We start from the raw sequence: 16,598 nt of genomic DNA on the forward strand, positions 1-16,598 counted from the left end.
GCATGCGGATCCGCCTGGACGTGACCCTCGGCGTGGTCGTGCTCGTCGACGTGCTCCGGGTCTTCCTGCCATCGCTGATCACACTCTTCGGCCGGGCGGGAAGCACCCCGGCGGAGATGATGGGCCTGTTCGCCGTCTCCTGGTTCGTCCTGGCCTTCCTGACCGTACCGCTCGCCAGATTCGTCCGCCCTCCGCTGATCGCCCTCGGCGCCGCGGGCCTGCTGCTCCTGTCCCGGCTCGCACTCCAGCTCACCGACGGCGGGGGGCCGCAACTGTACGTGGCCGGTCTCGGCCTGCTCGCCGGGTTGGTCTGGCTGGTGGCGATCGCGATGAGCGGCATCGACGCCCGGCCCGTGATGGGTGGGGTGATCACCGGCCTGGCCGCCTCCACGGTGATCCACGCGGCGCTCGACGGCATCGACCTGATGTGGCGGCCTGGAGCGGTCCCGTGGCTGCTGCTGGTGGTGGAGCTCCTGCTCTTCTGCGCGTTCACGGTCCGGGCCGAACCCCCGGACGAGGAGTACTCCGGGGCTCCCCGCGCCTGGCTGACGCTCGGCCCCGCCCTGCTGCTCTGGGGCCTCTACACCGGCAACACCGCGCACGCCCAGGCGGCGACCGTCTCCGCGCAGCAGGCCGCGGCCGTGATCGTGGCGGCGTTCGCGGTGGTGTCGGCGGCGCCCGCCGCGCTGCCGGTGCTGCGCCGCCCGCTGCTGCCCGCGGTCGCCCTGGTGGCCTCGGCGGTGGCGTTCACATTCGGCAGGGCCACCGTGGACGGCGTTCACGGGGTGGCGCCCGGCTGGACGATCGTCGCGCAGATCGTCGGGCAGGTCGCGCTGGGGGCCTGCCTCGCGCACGCCGCGACGACCTTCGGCCGGGATCGGCCGGCCCGGCGGGGCCTGGCGACGGCCGGGGGCATGCTGCTGTTCGTCGTGTTCGTCTTCGGCTACTACGCCGCCTACGACCTCTACCTGCCCAACGCGTGGGTGCCGATCTGCGCGGCGCTCGTCGTCGCGCTCGGCGGCGTGACGGGAAGCGCGGGCCTGCCGCGCCGCTCCTACGACCGGCGGTTCGCGGCGGCCTCCGTCGCCGCGGTCGCGCTGGTGGCGGCCGTTCCCCTGTGGCAGGGTGCCCACCCCGGCTGGAAGGGCCCCGAGGACGGACTGCGGATCGCGGCGTACAACATCAGGATGGGCTACGGCGAGTCCGGCAGGCTCTCGCTGGAGCAGCAGGCCGACGCGCTCAGGGAGCTGAGACCGCACGTGGTGGTGCTGAGCGAGGCCGACCGGGGCTGGCTGCTCAACGGCGGCCACGACGGGGTACGGCTGATCGCCGAACGGCTGGACATGCACTACATCTGGGCCCCGGCGACCGACGAGGTGTGGGGCGACGCCCTGCTCACCACGCTGCCGATCACCTCGATCAAGAACCACGTGCTCGTCCAGGGCGGCCCGACCGGCGCGCAGGCGCTGGAGGTCGGACTGCGGTGGCGGGGCGAGGACGTCACCGTGATCGGCACCCATTTGCAGCCTCCGCCGGGCTGGCGCGAACTCGACCAGGTCGAGCAACTCGGGGAGATCGTCAGGAACGCCGCGAGGGGTGACACCCCGGTGATCGTGGCCGGTGACCTCAACCTCCAGCCCGGCGATCCGGCCTGGCGGGTGCTGACCGACGCCGGCCTCACCGACCCCTTCGCCCCGGTCAGGCCGTTCAACACCATCCCGTCCCGGAGCGGGCCCGCGCAGCAGATCGACCACGTGCTCGTCACCCCGGGGTTCACCGGAAAAGACCAGGCCAACCCCGATGTGCCGCACTCCGACCACCGTCCGGTCGCGGTCACCCTGGTCGCCGGGCCTTGATCGGGTCCTCCTGGGTAATGTCAGGTGCATGACGGAAGAACCTGTACTGGTCTTCGACGGCGACTGCGGTTTCTGCACGACGAGCATCCGGTTCGCCGAGCGTCGCATCGGGGTGCGCGCCCGGGTCGTCCCCTGGCAGTTCGCGGATCTCCGGGCGCTGGGTGTCACGCGCGAGCGGGCCGAGCGTGAGGTGCTCTGGGTCGAGGACGGCCGGGTGTACGGCGGGGCGCAGGCGGTGGCCAGGCTGCTGATCGCCGCCGGTCTCCCGTGGAGCCCGCTGGGGTTCGTGCTGCGGATCCCGCCGTTCCGGTGGGTGGCCCGGGGGGTCTACCGGCTCGTCGCCGCCAACCGTCACCGCCTGCCGGGCGGCACCCCCGCCTGCGCCCTGCCCTCGAAGCCCTCGAACTCCGGACCTGCGGTCTCGGAGCACCGATGAAGGGCGTCCTGCTCGCCGGGCTGGAGCCGCTCGACGGCGCCGCGAACCCGTCGTGGGAGGCGATCGGGCTCGTCCCCGGAGTGCGGACCGCGCTGCTCCCCTGCGCGTTCGGCGGGTCGCTGGAGCACCTGCGCGCGGCGATGGTGGAGCACGATCCAGCGGTGGTCGTGTGCGTCGGGCAGGCCGGAGGGCGACCCGACGTGACGGTGGAGCGGGTGGCCGTCAACCTCGACGACGCCTGCGTCCCCGACGGCACGGGTCACCGGCCGATCGACGAGCCGGTGGTGCCCGGTGGCCCCGCCGCCTACTTCTCCACCCTGCCGGTGAAGGCGTGCGTGGCCGCGGCGCGGGCCGTCGGAGTCCCGGCGAGCGTCTCACAGAGCGCCGGGACGTGCCTGTGCAACCATCTCTTCTACGGCCTCATGCACATGATCACCACCGAGCGACCGGCGGTTCGCGGAGGCTTCGTGCACGTGCCGTTCAGCCCGGAACAGGTCCTGGGCGAGGCCATGCCCTCCATGCCCGTCGCACTGGTCGCCCAGGCGCTCACCGCGATCGCGACCACCGCCGTCTCCGTCTCCCTGGGCGGCGATCTCCGCCTGCTCGGCGGCTCCCCCCACTGAAAGGGCCCACGGTCTCGGAGCGGCACACCGTACGACCACCCCCAGCGGCCTCGGGAACGTCGAGCACCACGCCCTCACAGCGACCCCGGGCACGCCGGTGCCGTCGAAGCGACCAGCAGCGCGGGCGACCCGCGGTGGCGCCGGTGCTCGCCGCCGTCCCCGGGCGCACCGGTCATCGAAGTGGCTCCTCAGAGCGGCACGCCGTACACCACGCGACGGCCCGCGAACTCGCTCACGCTCCACAGCGTCCTCTTGCCCCGGACACAGGTCAGATCCTCCGGCCCCACCGGATAGGGCCGCTTACGCACCGTGTCGCCGACCACGATCAGGGTGCCGTTCCTGGTGGAGCCCGCCGCCTGGCTGAGATACCAGACGCCCTCGTAGGAGAGCGCGCCCTGGATCTTGTCCCCCGGCAGCGCGTAGGCGTCCATCGCCTGGACGACGCCCCCCGCCGGGGCGTTCAACGTCCCCTCCGCGGTCAGCGGCCAGCGGGCGACCCGTCCGACCGTGCCCGCGGTGTCGACGTACTCGCCGGAGATCAGCACATCGGGATCGGTGCTGCGGTCGACGGCGGCGAAGGAGAAGCGGACGCTGCCGCTGGTGGTGGTCCAGGCGTCGGTCTGCGGCATCACGTACCGGTAGCCGAACGCGTCGTACACGCCGGCCTTCCTTCCGATGGTCTCCGTACCGCTCCCGTTGATCTCGAAGATCTGCCGGGTGTCGAAGACCCGCAGGCCCCGGGTGGTGTCGGCGACATACAGCAGGTTGCCGTACCAGGCGACGCCACCGGCGTGAATGTTGATCGGTGTGATGCCTCCGTCGGCGCCGGCCCGCACCAGCAGGACGTGCCGGTAGCGGAGCGTCGCGGGATTCACGAAGGTCAGGCGTACGCCCCGCTCCGCCCCCGACGACGGCGTGTGGTACCAGCTCACCACGAACGCGCTCCCGGCGATCCCGGCGTCGGAGGCGCAGGTCAGGCCCTGGGGATACCACTCCTTGGTGGCGTTGTCCCCGGCGTCGAAGGTGTACCAGTCAACCGGTTTCGGCTTCATCGTGCCGAACGCCCCGGTGCCGGCCGACCCCTTCCTGACCGTGACCCGGTTGGCCTTGGCCAGGACGGTGTCGAGTGATGCCCGCTTGAGGTCCTTCTCCAGAATCTTGATTCCGGCCGTGAGGCCGCCTCCGTCCCGCTTCAGCCCGAACGGTTCGGCCGATACGACCTTCATCTGACTCATGAGGGGGTCTCTTCCTGTCCGGTTCCGCCAGGATCGGCGGATCAAGATGCGGAGTTCATGAGTATGCCGGTACTCAAATCCCTTTGCGGTTAGAAAGGCCAGGTGTGGACGGGCTCCCCGCCCAGCGACAGCTCCCGGTACCGGCTCACCACGCGCGCCGCCGCGGCCTGGTCGCCGCCCTCGCGAGCCAGCGCCTCCCGCTGCCAGATCGCACCGGTACGGCGGCGGATGACGCGTTCCCGCACGATGTCCAGCGCCCACCGGGCCTCGTCCGGGTCCACCCCCATCCTGTCGAGCCCGGCCTCGGCGACCGGCAGCAGCTCAAGGGCGAGCCGTTCGGCGGGGATCTCCTCGTCCAGGCCCGGCCAGCTCAGCGGCGCGTCCAGACCGTGGATCGCGGCGCGGTAGAAGTTTCGGTAGGCCCCGGCGAAGGGGAAGTCCTCCACCGGCTGGACCGCCAGGGCTGCGGTGAGCCCGAGCAGGAAGGCGCTGTTGGCCGCCATGTCGGGCGCGCTCGGCCCGGCGGGCAGGGCACGCATCTCCACCCGCAGGTGGCCGCCGTCACCGGGGTCGTAGACCGGCCGGTTCCACTGCCACACTGTGCCCTGGTGGAGCCGGAGCTCGGCCAGTCCGGGGACGCCGCCGACGGGCACCTCCTCCGGCGCGAAGGTCATCGGCAGCACCGGCTCGTAGTCGCGGACACACGTCTCGAACATCTCCTCGGCGCTTCGCACCCAGCCGGAACCGAACCCCACCCGCCGGTCCCGGCGGTCGAGCCGCTCCACGTCCCGGTCGTCGGCGGCCTCCTCGAACAGCGCGATCCTCGTCTCCTCCCACAGCCTCCTGCCCAGGAAGCAGGGCGAGTTCCCGCTGACCGCGAGGACCGGGCCGATGGCCAGTTGGGCGGCGTTGTAGACGCGGGCGAACTCGGCGGGGGCCGTACGGAGATGAACCTGCCAGGAGGTGTTGGCGCTCTCCAGGATCACCCCCTCGACCTCCAGTTCCAGCAACTCGACGCCCTCGACGCGCACCCGGAACGGCTCCGTGCGCAGCCGCCGCATGCCCCTGGCCAGCGCCCGGTAGCGGCCATCGCCGCTCAGCGCCTCGTGGGTGAAGTCGAACTCGCTCAACGAGGGCAGGATCCCGATCACCACGGCCTGCCCGCCCTGCGCCGTGGCCGCCGCGTCCACCACGGTCATGATCTCCCGCATCTCGCTCACCAGGGCGGTGAACGGCCGCCCGGCGATCGGCAGCGGAGTCAGGTTGGCCTCCAGGTTGAACCTGCCCAGCTCCAGCGTGAGCCGGTCGTCGTCCGCGGCGACCCGCACCTCTTGGTTACGGGGAAGCGGCCTCCCCTCGGGCGTTATGAGAAACATCTCCAGCTCGGCCCCGATGGTCGCGGGACCGGCGCCGAAACCCGGCCTTGCGAGCACCTCGCGAAGGGTGTCGAGCTGCTCCGTCAGCTTCCCCCTGAAGCTGAGGAACTCCGCCTCGGAATAGCGGTCCTTGTCGACTTGCTGCCCCATCACACCGTCCGATCAGTTGACCCTTGTGCCCCTCCCTCTCTCCCAGAGTGCACCTTCTAATCAGGAGACCTCACGACCGGCCGCGGACACGGCGTATCGGGAGGTCCCACGCCCCTAGAAACGATCCCGGAAATGCCCCCTGACCTGGCCGGGCCCTCGGCCGACCGGACCCGCCGACCGTCCGGAGCCGCCGGCCCCACCACCCGGCCGACCTGACCGAACCGGCCAGGCCGAGCTGGCCGACCGCCGAACAGGACCGGCCGACCGGACCCGCTCACCGACCGAATAGGCTCACCGGTCAGGTGGGCCCACCGGCGGAAAGCGCCGGAGACCACGGGCCGGGGCAGAGGAGTGTGGGCGGGTGCGAGCGGTGCTTTTCGACGCCTTCGGGGCCGATCCAGAGGTCCGGGAGGTGCCCGCCCCCGAACCTCCGCCCGGTGGAGCGGTGATCCGGGTGGAGGCCACCGGGCTCTGCCGGAGCGACTGGCACGGCTGGCAGGGCCACGACCCCGACATCCGGGTCCTCCCCCACGTGCCGGGGCACGAGTTCGCCGGGGTCGTCGAGGCGGTGGGCACGGGCGTCGCCTCGTGGCGGCCGGGCGACCGGGTGACCGTCCCCTTCGTCTGCGCCTGTGGCTCCTGCCCTGCCTGCCTCGCCGGTGACCAGCAGGTCTGCGAACACCAGACCCAGCCGGGGTTCACCCGCTGGGGCTCCTTCGCCGAGTACGTGGCCGTCGATCACGCGGACGTGAACCTCGTACGGCTCCCCGAGGAGATGGCCTTCACCACCGCCGCGAGCCTGGGCTGCCGCTTCGCCACCTCCTACCGCGCCGTGACCGCCGTGGGCCGGGTACGGCCGGACGAGTGGGTGGTCGTGCACGGCTGCGGCGGCGTGGGGCTCTCCGCCGTCATGATCGCCGCCGCGGCCGGAGCCCGGGTGATCGCCGTGGACGTCTCGCCGGGAGCCCTGGAGCTGGCCCGGCGCTTCGGCGCCGTCGCCTGCGTCGGGGCCGGAGCACCCGAGGCCGACGTCCCCGCGCGGGTCAGGGAGCTGACCTCGGGCGGCGCCCACGTCTCCATCGACGCGCTCGGCAGTCCCGCAACGTGCGTGGCCTCGATCGAGAGCCTGCGCCGCCGTGGACGCCACGTGCAGATCGGCCTGCTGCCGGGACTCACCCCGCTCCCGATGGGCCGGGTGATCGGCTACGAGCTCGAACTCCTCGGCAGCCACGGCATGGCCGCCCACGCCTACCCGGCGATGCTGGAGGCCGTCGCCGACGGCGCCCTGAGCCCGGACGCCCTCCTCACCCGCTCCATCGGCCTGGAGGAGGCCGGAGCGGCGCTCGCCTCGATCGGCTCCGTTCCCGGCGTCACGATGATCCTGCCGTCCCCGCGCTGAGGAGAGCAGGGACCCCGGGGAACCCTCCGGCACGGGCGGAAAGCCGCCCGAGAGCGCGCCCGCCAAAGCGCACCTTGGATAGCTTTACTGGTTATGCGCCCTGAAGACCTCGCCCAGCTCACCGTTCCCGGGAGTGTCACGCTCCACGGTGATCTCCTCCTCGTCGACCTGGCCACCCCCGACCCGGAGGCCGACGCCTACCCGGGAAGTCTGTGGCGGGTGCCCGCCGACGGCCCGCCCGTCAGGTTCACCTTCGGCGAGCGCGACAGCGCGCCGCGCATCTCCCCCGACGGCGCCCGGGTCGCCTTCCTGCGCTCCGACGCCACCGAAGGGAGCCGCCCGCAGCTGTACGTGATGCCCACCGGCGGCGGCGAGGCCCGGCCGATCACCGATCTGCCCCTGGGCGCGGGCGTCCCGGTCTGGGCGCCGGACTCGCGCAGGATCGCGTTCGTCGCCCGGATCGCCGAGCCCGGCCGGTACGGCACCCAGGAGGGGGTGAGCGCCGCGGCCGAGGCACCTCGCCGGATCACCGGGCTGCGCTACCGGACCGACGGGGCCGGCTTCACCCTCGACCGGCCACAGAGCCTGTTCGTGGTGAACGCCCTCGCCGACGTCCCGCGACCGGTACGGCTGACCGAAGGTCCCTACGACGTGGACTGCCCCGGCTGGACCACGGACGGCGAGCACGTGCTGGTCTCGGCTCCCCGCGACCTCGACGGCGAGAGCCTGCACACGGACGTGTACGCGGTCCCCTCCGGTGGGGGCGCCCCGATCCTCGTGGTGCGCAGCGGCGGCTCCGCCGAGCATCCCGTCGCCCTGCCGGGCGGGGAGGTGCTCTATCTCGGCACGGAGTTCTCCGGCATCGACGCGGTGGCCCGCAACACGGGCCTGTACCGCGCGCCGCTGCGGATCGGCGGCGCCGGCGAGAGCGGCGGGGCGGCGGCCGGGACCCGGCTGACCGAGGAGGAGTCGGTGGACTGCGACTCGCTGCCTCCCGCGCCCGGAAAGGACGGCGTCCTGGTCGCGGTGCGGACGCGCGGCGCGGTCGAACTGCGCCTGGTGCCCTCCGGCGCCCTCGACGCGCCGCTGGAGGAGCTCGTCGTGGTCCTGGGCGAGCGGGCGAGCGTGAAGGCGTTCACCGTCTGCGGGGAGAAAGTGGTCGCGGTGGTGTCCACGCCCGCGAGCCCCGGCGAGGTGGTCACCCCCGACGGGGCGCTGACCGACTTCTCCGGCGCCCTCACCGGGATCAGGCCGCTGCGTGAGATCACCGCCGTCTCCGCCGACGGCCACCCGGTGCACGGCTGGCTCGCCCTGCCCGAGGGCGACGGGCCGCACCCGGTCCTGCTGAACGTGCACGGCGGCCCTTTCCACCAGCACGGGTGGGCGTTCCTGGACGAGACCCAGATCTACGCGGGCGCCGGGTACGCGGTGGTCCTGCCCAATCCGCGCGGCTCCTGCGGGTACGGCCAGGCGCACGGCCGATCGGTGGTCGGCGCGCTGGGCACCGTGGACGCCGACGACGTGCTCGCCCTGCTGGACGCGGCGCTGGCCACTCCCGAGTGCGACGCTGAGCGGGTGGGCGTGATGGGCGGCTCCTACGGCGGCTTCATGACGAGCCATCTCGCCGCCCACCACGGGAGCCGGTTCAGGGCCGCCTGGAGTGAGCGCGCGGTCAACGCCTGGGACTCCTTCACCGGTTCCTCCGACATCGGCTGGTTCTTCGCCGACGCCTACTGCGGACCCGATCCTGAGGCGCAGCGCGCGATGAGCCCGCTCTACCGGGCCGACCGGATCACCCTGCCGTTCGCCGTGGTCCACTCCGAGGACGATCTGCGCTGCCCGGTCGAGCAGGCGCAGCGGATGTTCGTCGCGCTGCGCCGCAACGGCGTCCCCGCCGAGTTCCTGCTCTTTCCCGGCGAGGGCCACGAGCTCACGCGCAGTGGCCGCCCGAGGCACCGCCTGCAGCGCTTCGAGGCCGTCCTGGAGTGGTGGTCCCGCCACCTGTCCTGATCTTCCTGCGTGGAGTACGAGTCCAGGAGAGCGCTGGGCGGGAGAACCACCGCCCCGGGTCCGCGCGCCCATCCGCGGGGAACGGCGGCGGGTGGGCCGAACCACTCGGAGGCCGCGGTCGTAGGGTGGGCTCAGGCTCTTGAAGATCGGGAGGTTTGACATGGAATACGTGCGCCTGGGGTCCACCGGTTTGAAGGTGTCGAGGATCTGCCTCGGCATGATGAGCTACGGCGACCCCGCCAAATGGGGTGAGTGGGTTCTCGACGAGGCCGCGGCCGAGCCGATCGTGCGCCGGGCCGCCGAGGCGGGGGTGACGTTCTTCGACACCGCCGACGTCTACTCGTTCGGCGCCAGCGAGGAGGTCACCGGCCGCCTGCTCGCCAGGATCTTCCCTCGCAGGGACGACTACGTGCTCGCCACCAAGGTGTGCCTGCCGATGAGCGAGGGCGTCAACGACGGCGGCCTGTCGCGCAAGCACATCCTCGCCTCGATCGACGCCTCACTGCGCCGCCTGGGCACCGACTACGTGGACCTGTACCAGATCCACCGCTGGGACCCCGACACGCCGATCGAGGAGACCATGGAGGCCCTGCACGACGTGGTCCGCGCGGGCAAGGCCCGCTACGTCGGCGCCTCCAGCATGTACGCCTGGCAGTTCGCGAAGGCACAGCACACCGCCGAGATCCACGGCTGGACAAAATTCGTGTCGATGCAAAATCATCAAAATCTCCTTTACCGGGAGGAGGAGCGGGAGATGAACCCGCTCTGCCTCGACCAGGGCATCGGCCTGATCCCGTGGAGCCCGCTGGCCCGAGGTCTGCTGGCCCGCGCCGGATCCGAGGAGGTCACCACCCGGGCGGGCAGCGACCCCCGGATCGAGGCCCTCTACGACGACGCCGACAACGACCGTCTGATCCTCGACCGGGTCGCCCAGCTGGCAGGGGAGCGCGAGGTCGCTCCCGCGCGGGTGGCGCTGTCCTGGCTGCTGCACCAGCCGGGCATCTCGGCCCCGATCGTGGGCGCGACCAAGGCCGGGCATGTGGACGACGCGGTCGCCGCGGTGGACCTGTCCCTCACCGAGAAGGAACTCGCCTTCCTCGCCGAGCCGTACCGTCCCCGGGGCGTCAGGCTCTGACGTCTCGCAGGAGTGTCAGGAGTCGGCGGGCAGCTCGAACTGGACGCACGTCATGCCGCGCATGTCCAGCCATGCCCGCCCCGGTGCCCTCACGAGCCGGAAGACGACCTCCTCGCACCCGGGGCAGCGGGCCACCAGACCCGGGGCGTGGGTGTAGAGGAGGGCCTCGGCCAGCGTGAGGCTTCGCGCGCAGCCGGAGCACCGGCCGGTGGCGGCGGTCAGGTCGACGGCGAACACGTCGCGCAGTGCTCCGCCCGCCGCGTTCCCGTCGAGGTGGTCCTGGCTCATGATGGTCCTCCACTGGGGCCGAAGCGTTCCGTGCGGATCAGGCGGGGGTCGTGCCCGGCCGAGACGAGCAGGCCCGCGACGGTCTCGACGAATCCGGTGGGACCGCACACGAAGACGGCCGGTTTCCGTTCGACGGGCCAGACGGCCTCGGCGAGCAGGGCGGCGTCGACCCGCGCGGGCGGGCGCGCCCAGCCGTCGGGCACCTCGCGCGTGTAGGCGTAGGTGACGTCCAGGCCGGAGCCGTCGGCGCTGTGGCGCTCCAGCTCGGCGCGGTAGAGCGCGGAGCCGGGCCCGCGCGTGGAGTACAGCAGCCGGAACGGTGTGCCGACCCCGGCCGAGGCGCGGGCGCGGATCATCGCCATGAGCGGGACGACCCCCGAGCCTCCCGCGACCAGTTGCACCGGCTCGGACGCCTCCGGACGCCAGACGAACCAGCCGCCGATCGGGCCGCGTATCTCCAGCGGGTCTCCGGGCGAGAGGACCTGGGCGAGGTAGGGGGAGACCTCACCGTCGGGCAGCGGCTCGACGGTGAGCTCCACGCGTTCCCCGTCCGCGGCGGAGGCGATGGAGTAGGAGCGCTGGGTGGAGTAGCCGTCGGGGGCGGTGAGCCGTACGTCGACGTGCTGGCCGGCGAGGTGGCCGGGCCAGCCGGGGACGTCCAGGGTGATCGTGCGTGCTCCGGAGGTCTCGTCGCGCACGGCGGTGACCGTGGCGACCCTCCAGGTCAGTCGCCCCAGTACCGTTGCTCGCGCCATGGGTCTCCGTAGTTGTGGTAGCCGACGCCCTCCCAGAATCCCGGCTGGTCCTCGTCGAGGAGCCGGATGCCGCGCACCCACTTGGCGCTCTTCCAGAGGTAGAGGTGCGGCACGAGGAGCCGGGCGGGCCCGCCGTGCTCGGGGGTGATGGGCTCGCCCTCGTAGCGGACGGCGATCCAGGCCCGGCCGTCGAGGAGGTCCTCCAGCGGGAGGTTGGTGGTGTAGCCGCCGCCGTAGGAGGTCGCCAGCGCGTATTCCGCGGAGGTCTCCACGCCGTCGAGGAGGGTGTCGAGTGACACGCCCTCCCAGGTGGTGCCGAGTTTGGACCACTTGGTGACGCAGTGCAGGTCGACGGTGAACCGCTCCACGGGCAGTGCGTTGAGCTCCGCCCAGTTCCAGCGGACGACCTCGCCGGTCTCGGTGGTGACGCCGAGGCTCCAGTCGTCGGTGGAGACCAGGGGCGTGGGTCCGGCCGACAGGACGGGGAAGTCCTCCGTGAGGTACTGCCCCGGCGGCAGGTCCGGGTTGCCGGCGCGACGGCGGCCGAAGAACCCGGGCGAGACGATACCGATGACGCCCACCTCCCACTGTCCGGCCGCTGTCCGGCAGGTCATGACGGTCGTGGTGTCCCCCTCGAACGAGTCTCGAGCGGACGGATCACGCGAACAGGGTAAATCTCATCACATTTAGCCACGGCCCATGTCACCCGGGTGGGGTTCTGCGCGTTTTCCGGGTATCGGCCCGGACATCCCCCGCCAATTCGCTCGGACACGCGGGCGCGGCGGGATCGCCCCTCTCTATCAACGGCACCATATGCGTACATTTCATAATGTTTACTGCTTATGGCGCTATATCTACATAAATGTGTACATATGGGAGAGAGGTGATAGTTCCGACCATGGATTGATCGACGGAGGATCCGAATGGTTCGAAAGATGATCATCCTGTTGGCCGTCGTCGTGGCCGTGACGGGCGGCACGGCCTACGCTGCCGTCACGCCCACCCCACATACCATCAGCCGACAGGACAAAAATTTCCTCGTCCAGGCGCACCAGGCCAACCTGGCCGAGATCGAGGGGGGTAAAGCCGCCGAGGCGAAGACCTCGGCTTCCGGAGAGCAGGAGAGCTCCAAGGTCGTCCGCGACCTGGCAAAGAGGTTCGTCGCCGACCACACGAAGCTGGACCGGGCCGTACGGCAGGTAGCCGACCGGCTCGGTGTCAAGCTCCCCGACCGTCCCACCGCCGCGCAGCGCGAGCAGCTCGACAAACTGGCGGCACTGAGCGGCGCGGCGTTCAACAGGACCTGGATCAGCGAGGAGCTCGAAGGCCACCGCGAGACCCTCGCCGCCATAGAGAAGGAGATCGAGAGTGGCTCCTCCCCCGAGGTGAGAAAGGTCGCCACCGACGCCAAGCCCGTCGTGCGGGAACACATAGAGCTGCTCCTGCATGCCGAGAAGAGGCCCGCGCCCGCCCCTTCGAGAAGCTGAGACAGGCCTCCTCGGGCAACGAGGGCACGTTCAACCCGCGTGTCTTTCACGAGAACGACGAGCCGACCGGCTACCGCTCGGTCCCGCGCGCCTCGAAGCTCGCCGGGACGACGGGCGTCTGCTGCCGGGCGGTGTGGGAAGCCGGACGGCACCATCGGTGAGACGGGCACGCCCCGGTAGGCGGATCAACCCCGGCCGGAGAGGGCTCCGGGCGCGGTGGTCGAGCCGCGCACAACCAGTTCGGTGGCGAGTTCGACGTGGTGGGAGTCGACCCGCTCCCCCGCCGCCAGGCGCAGGGCCGTGCGTACGGCGACCCCGCCCATCTCCCGCAGCGGCTGGCGCACGGTCGTCAGCGGAGGCGAGGCCATCTTGGCGACCTGGGTGTCGTCGAAGCCGACGATGCTGAGATCCTCGGGCACCCGCACCCCTCGCGCCCTGGCCGCCTCCAGCACGCCGAGCGCGATCTCGTCGCAGCCGGTGAAGATGGCGGTGGGGGCCTCGGGCAGGTCGAACAGGGCCGCGCCGCCCCTCACCCCCTCCTGGTAGTGGAAGGGCCCCTCCCGTACGTGACTCGGGGGGACCGGGGCGCCCGCGGCCTCCATCGCCGCGCGGTAGCCGTGGAGACGGGCCTGGTTGCAGGCGGCGGTGGCCGGGCCGCCGAGGTAGGCGATACGCCGGTGCCCGAGCGCGAGCAGGTGCTGTGTCGCGACCAGTCCCCCGGCGAAGTTCGTCGAGCCGACGCTGACGACCCCCCTGGTCTGCGGCATGTTCAGCGGGTCGATCACGACCAGCGGCAACCGGGCCCGGGACAGGGCGCCGAGCTGCTCGGCGGTCAGCTCGCTGGTGATGGCGATCACGGCCCGCCGCCCGGCCGCGGCGAGGCCGCGCGCCCAGGTCCCGGCGCGGTCGGCGTTCGTGCGGATGCTCACCACGATCGCCGCGTCGGCCTCGGCACGCACCGCGCCCTGGACGATCTCGGTCGAGTACGGGTTGAGGTCGGCGTTGAGCTCCACCTCGAGCGTGGCCGGCACGGCCGCGTCGCCCCGGCGGCGCTGCGACAGCGAGACGTAGTCGTGCTCCTCCAGCAACGACTCCACGAGGGAGCGGGTCACCGGGGAGACGTCACCTCGGCCGTTGAGCACCTTGGACACGGTCGCGACCGACACCCCCGCCGAGGCCGCGACCGTGGCCAGCGTGGCCCTCCTAGGACTTGCCGGCATCTGTTCTCCCTTGCTGTGCGGCGGAAGCGCCCGGAGCCGGTTCCACGTCCACCCGGGTGACCAGTCGCCGGTCCACGCCGACGTGACGCGGCGGACCGGTCAAGGTCACGCGGCCCCGGCAGGGCAGGTCGGACGCCGACGCGCCCACGAACACCTCAAGATCCCCCGGCTCCACGACGCGCCGCAGGTCGCGACCGGTGAACGCGGTCCTGTCGGCGGACACGGTGAAGGTCGCCGTCGCGCTCGCGCCGGGTTCCAGCCTGACCCTGGTGAATCCGGTGAGCTGCAGCACCGGCCGGGTGACCTGGGCGATCACGTCGTGCAGGAAGAGCTGCACGACCTCCTCGCCCGCCCGGCTCCCGGTGTTGCGCACCCGCACCGACACGGTGAACTCCCCGTCGGTGGGCACCTCGGCGTCGCTGATCCTCAGGGAGTCGATCGCGAAGGTGGTGTACGAGGCGCCGTGCCCGAACGGGAACAGCGGGGTCGGGTCGAGGTTGCTGATGCCCTGGCTGTTGGCGCCCAGCGGCGGCTGCAGGTAGGTGCCGGGCTGCCCGCCGGGGCCGTGTGGGATCTGCACCGGCAGCTTCCCGCTGGGCTGCACCCGGCCGGACAGGACTCCGGCGATGGCCGCTCCGCCCTCCTCGCCGGGCATGAACGCCTGGACGAGCGCGGCGGCCGTCTTCGACACCTCGCCCAGCGCGTACGGGCGGCCCGAGACGACGACCACCACGACCGGCGTGCCGGTGGCGGCGAGCTCGGCCAGCAGGTCCTCCTGCGCACCGGGCAGCCGCAGGTCCTCGGCGTCGCAGCCCTCGCCCGACGTGCCGAGCCCGAACATCCCCGCCAGGTCGCCGACGACGGCCACGCACACGTCGGCCTCGCGGGCCGCCCGGGTCGCGGCGGCGAAGCCGGAGCGGTCCTCGCCCCGCACCTCGCAGCCCTGCTCGTGGATCAGCTCGGCACCGGGAAACTCGGCCCGCAGCGCGTCGAGCAGGCTGGGCGCGTCCACGCCGAGCCCGAGTTCCGGGTGGCGGGGCAGCACGTGGTTGGGGAAGGCGTAGCAGCCCATGAAGGTGCGCGGGTCGTCGGCACAGGGGCCGACCACGGCCACCCGGCGCGGCTCAGGACGTCCCTCGCCGAGCAGCGGCAGCGCGGTGCCCGCGTCGAGCAGCACGATCGACCGTTCGGCCAGCTCCCTGGCGAGTGCCCGGTTGTCCGGCGAGTCGAGGTCCACGTCCGCCGCCTGGGCGACCGACCTCTCCGGGGTCCAGTCCGGATCCAGCAGTCCGAGCGTCACCTTCTGGGTGAGCAGGCGCCGGGCGGCCCGGTCGATCAGGGACTCCGGAAGCTCGCCCCGCCGCACCCGTTCGACGAGGTGCCGGCCGAAGCCGAGCGTGTCGGGAAGTTCGACGTCGATGCCCGCGCTCAGCGCCTGCACCCCGGCCTCGTCGGTGTCCGCGGCGACCTGGTGCATCGTCGCGAGGAACGGGATCGCCCAGTAGTCCGAGACCACCGTCCCGGTGAAGCCCCACTCGTCGCGCAGCAGGTCGTTCAGCAGCCACGAGTCGGCCGCCGCGGGGACACCGTCCACGTCGGAGTAGGAGTTCATCACCGAACGAGCGCCCCCCTCGACGAGAGCGGTCTCGAAAGGCGGCAGGACGATGTCCATCAGCTCACGCCGCCCCATCGACACCGGGCCGTGGTTGCGGGCCGCCCGGGAGGCGGAGTAGCCGGCGAAGTGCTTGAGGGTGGCGATGATCCCGGCGTTCTCCAGGCCGCGCACATAGGCCACGCCGAGCATCGAGACGAGGTACGGATCCTCGCCCATCGTCTCCTCGACCCGGCCCCAGCGGTAGTCGCGCACCACGTCCAACACCGGTGACAGGCCCTGGTGAACGCCCACGGCGCGCATGTCCCGTCCGATGGCGGTGGCCATCCGCTCCACCAGGTCCGGGTCGAACGTCGCCCCCCAGGCGATGGCAGCGGGGTAAACGGTCGCGCCATAAGTAGTGAAACCGGTCAGACACTCCTCGTGGACGAGCGCCGGGATGCCGAGCCGGGAGTGCTTCACCACCTCGGACTGCAGACGCACCACCTCCGCGGCGCCCTCCGCCGCGGTCACCGGAGCACTGCCGAACACCCGCGTCAGATGACCGAGCCCGTGGCGGATCGTCTCCTCGAAGGGCACGCTTCCCGAAGCCGCGAAGACGTCCTGCATCGGGGCGACGTTCGCCGTGCCCTCCTGACTCTCCTGGGGCTCCCCGCCCTGCTCAGCCCCCATGACGTTGCCCGGCCACCGGCTGCCGAGCTGGCCGACCTTCTCCTCCAGGGTCATCTCCGCAAGAAGGGCGTCGACCCGGTCGGCCACGGGAAGTGCCGGGTCCTGCCACGGACGGAGGCTCCGGCCCGTCGTGGGGGTCCCATCTAGCGCCGTCATCTGCTCTCCTCAAGAAAAACCCGCACCGCAACCCATTCGAAACTTTTCGGTGTGCCACGAAAGCTCTACCCGAATCCTGCCGCAAACGATACGACCAGGAAAAGTCCAGATGAGAGTACCTTACATACCGCACATACCAAGCTCGTCCCGACATGCGATGACCTCTTGACACGCAACTATCTGAAATC

Annotated in this window: 14 protein-coding genes; 7 read left to right on the plus strand and 7 right to left on the minus strand. The window is 71.7% G+C overall.

The annotated features are described in order from the left end of the window. Positions 1-2: 2 nt before the first annotated feature. Genes ABT352_RS09520 through pcp form a run of 3 tightly spaced genes read left to right on the plus strand, consistent with a single transcriptional unit; the run spans position 3 to position 2,915 of the window. Positions 3-1,856, plus strand: coding sequence for an endonuclease/exonuclease/phosphatase family protein (locus tag ABT352_RS09520; RefSeq protein WP_350943890.1), 1,854 nt, complete (start codon positions 3-5; stop codon positions 1,854-1,856). A 28-nt stretch (positions 1,857-1,884) separates the two neighbouring features. Next, positions 1,885-2,292: a thiol-disulfide oxidoreductase DCC family protein gene (locus ABT352_RS09525; protein ID WP_350943892.1), complete on the plus strand. Its 408-nt coding sequence runs from the start codon at positions 1,885-1,887 to the stop codon at positions 2,290-2,292. Then, complete coding sequence (pcp, locus tag ABT352_RS09530) at positions 2,289-2,915, plus strand: pyroglutamyl-peptidase I (RefSeq protein WP_350943894.1); 627 nt, start codon at positions 2,289-2,291, stop codon at positions 2,913-2,915. Before ABT352_RS09525 ends, pcp begins: the two co-directional genes overlap by 4 nt. A gap of 188 nt (positions 2,916-3,103) precedes the next feature. Here pcp and ABT352_RS09535 read toward each other — a convergent pair whose 3' ends face one another. Together ABT352_RS09535 and ABT352_RS09540 are read right to left on the minus strand one after the other, a co-directional pair. Continuing rightward, positions 3,104-4,150 (minus strand): hypothetical protein, encoded by a 1,047-nt coding sequence (locus tag ABT352_RS09535; RefSeq protein ID WP_350943896.1) that lies wholly within the window; start codon positions 4,148-4,150, stop codon positions 3,104-3,106. 89 nt (positions 4,151-4,239) lie between these two features. Further along, a complete protein-coding gene (locus ABT352_RS09540; RefSeq protein WP_350943897.1) occupies positions 4,240-5,676 on the minus strand; it encodes a glutamate-cysteine ligase family protein in 1,437 nt (478 codons plus the stop codon). 361 nt (positions 5,677-6,037) lie between these two features. On the opposite strand from ABT352_RS09540, the gene ABT352_RS09545 reads away from it, so the two are divergent. The 3 genes from ABT352_RS09545 to ABT352_RS09555 all read left to right on the plus strand — a co-directional run bounded on the left by ABT352_RS09545 (position 6,038) and on the right by ABT352_RS09555 (position 10,220). Then, positions 6,038-7,075 (plus strand): alcohol dehydrogenase catalytic domain-containing protein, encoded by a 1,038-nt coding sequence (locus tag ABT352_RS09545; protein WP_350943899.1) that lies wholly within the window; start codon positions 6,038-6,040, stop codon positions 7,073-7,075. 93 nt (positions 7,076-7,168) lie between these two features. Then, positions 7,169-9,085 (plus strand): S9 family peptidase, encoded by a 1,917-nt coding sequence (locus tag ABT352_RS09550; RefSeq protein ID WP_350943900.1) that lies wholly within the window; start codon positions 7,169-7,171, stop codon positions 9,083-9,085. A gap of 160 nt (positions 9,086-9,245) precedes the next feature. Beyond that, positions 9,246-10,220 carry an aldo/keto reductase gene (locus ABT352_RS09555; RefSeq protein ID WP_350943901.1) on the plus strand — a complete coding sequence of 325 codons (975 nt, stop codon included), beginning with the start codon at positions 9,246-9,248 and terminating at the stop codon, positions 10,218-10,220. 15 nt (positions 10,221-10,235) lie between these two features. Here the strand turns inward: ABT352_RS09555 and ABT352_RS09560 are convergent, their stop codons facing one another. Genes ABT352_RS09560 through ABT352_RS09570 form a run of 3 tightly spaced genes read right to left on the minus strand, consistent with a single transcriptional unit; the run spans position 10,236 to position 11,835 of the window. Further along, complete coding sequence (locus ABT352_RS09560) at positions 10,236-10,508, minus strand: DUF6510 family protein (RefSeq protein ID WP_350943902.1); 273 nt, start codon at positions 10,506-10,508, stop codon at positions 10,236-10,238. Continuing rightward, the gene (locus ABT352_RS09565) at positions 10,505-11,263 is read right to left on the minus strand and encodes a ferredoxin reductase (protein ID WP_350943903.1); all 759 of its coding nucleotides are present in this window, start codon (positions 11,261-11,263) and stop codon (positions 10,505-10,507) included. Before ABT352_RS09565 ends, ABT352_RS09560 begins: the two co-directional genes overlap by 4 nt. Further along, entirely contained in the window at positions 11,233-11,835 is a 603-nt protein-coding gene (locus ABT352_RS09570; protein ID WP_350944245.1) for a sulfite oxidase-like oxidoreductase, read from the minus strand. Before ABT352_RS09570 ends, ABT352_RS09565 begins: the two co-directional genes overlap by 31 nt. Positions 11,836-12,198: 363 nt before the next feature. Between ABT352_RS09570 and ABT352_RS09575 the strand changes: the two genes are divergently transcribed. Next, complete coding sequence (locus ABT352_RS09575; RefSeq protein ID WP_350943904.1) at positions 12,199-12,750, plus strand: DUF4142 domain-containing protein; 552 nt, start codon at positions 12,199-12,201, stop codon at positions 12,748-12,750. 185 nt (positions 12,751-12,935) lie between these two features. Here the strand turns inward: ABT352_RS09575 and ABT352_RS09580 are convergent, their stop codons facing one another. Together ABT352_RS09580 and ABT352_RS09585 are read right to left on the minus strand one after the other, a co-directional pair. Continuing rightward, a complete protein-coding gene (locus ABT352_RS09580; RefSeq protein ID WP_350943905.1) occupies positions 12,936-13,970 on the minus strand; it encodes a LacI family DNA-binding transcriptional regulator in 1,035 nt (344 codons plus the stop codon). Then, complete coding sequence (locus ABT352_RS09585; RefSeq protein ID WP_350943906.1) at positions 13,954-16,410, minus strand: beta-xylosidase/alpha-l-arabinosidase; 2,457 nt, start codon at positions 16,408-16,410, stop codon at positions 13,954-13,956. The genes ABT352_RS09580 and ABT352_RS09585 overlap by 17 nt, the downstream gene beginning before the upstream one ends. Positions 16,411-16,598: the final 188 nt, after the last annotated feature.

Origin of the sequence: Streptosporangium sp. NPDC000563, from assembly GCF_040299985.1 — a bacterium.
In the GTDB taxonomy this organism is placed as follows: Bacteria; Actinomycetota; Actinomycetes; order Streptosporangiales; family Streptosporangiaceae; genus Streptosporangium.

What these genes read in the sequence shown, in the direction of transcription:
- ABT352_RS09520 (WP_350943890.1), top strand. Translation starts at nt 3, where the DNA reads ATGCGGATCCGCCTGGACGTGACCCTCGGCGTGGTCGTGCTCGTCGAC.
- ABT352_RS09525 (WP_350943892.1), top strand. Translation starts at nt 1,885, where the DNA reads ATGACGGAAGAACCTGTACTGGTCTTCGACGGCGACTGCGGTTTCTGC.
- pcp (WP_350943894.1), top strand. Translation starts at nt 2,289, where the DNA reads ATGAAGGGCGTCCTGCTCGCCGGGCTGGAGCCGCTCGACGGCGCCGCG.
- ABT352_RS09535 (WP_350943896.1), bottom strand. Translation starts at nt 4,150, where the DNA reads ATGAGTCAGATGAAGGTCGTATCGGCCGAACCGTTCGGGCTGAAGCGG.
- ABT352_RS09540 (WP_350943897.1), bottom strand. Translation starts at nt 5,676, where the DNA reads ATGGGGCAGCAAGTCGACAAGGACCGCTATTCCGAGGCGGAGTTCCTC.
- ABT352_RS09550 (WP_350943900.1), top strand. Translation starts at nt 7,169, where the DNA reads ATGCGCCCTGAAGACCTCGCCCAGCTCACCGTTCCCGGGAGTGTCACG.
- ABT352_RS09555 (WP_350943901.1), top strand. Translation starts at nt 9,246, where the DNA reads ATGGAATACGTGCGCCTGGGGTCCACCGGTTTGAAGGTGTCGAGGATC.
- ABT352_RS09560 (WP_350943902.1), bottom strand. Translation starts at nt 10,508, where the DNA reads ATGAGCCAGGACCACCTCGACGGGAACGCGGCGGGCGGAGCACTGCGC.
- ABT352_RS09565 (WP_350943903.1), bottom strand. Translation starts at nt 11,263, where the DNA reads ATGGCGCGAGCAACGGTACTGGGGCGACTGACCTGGAGGGTCGCCACG.
- ABT352_RS09575 (WP_350943904.1), top strand. Translation starts at nt 12,199, where the DNA reads ATGATCATCCTGTTGGCCGTCGTCGTGGCCGTGACGGGCGGCACGGCC.
- ABT352_RS09580 (WP_350943905.1), bottom strand. Translation starts at nt 13,970, where the DNA reads ATGCCGGCAAGTCCTAGGAGGGCCACGCTGGCCACGGTCGCGGCCTCG.
- ABT352_RS09585 (WP_350943906.1), bottom strand. Translation starts at nt 16,410, where the DNA reads ATGACGGCGCTAGATGGGACCCCCACGACGGGCCGGAGCCTCCGTCCG.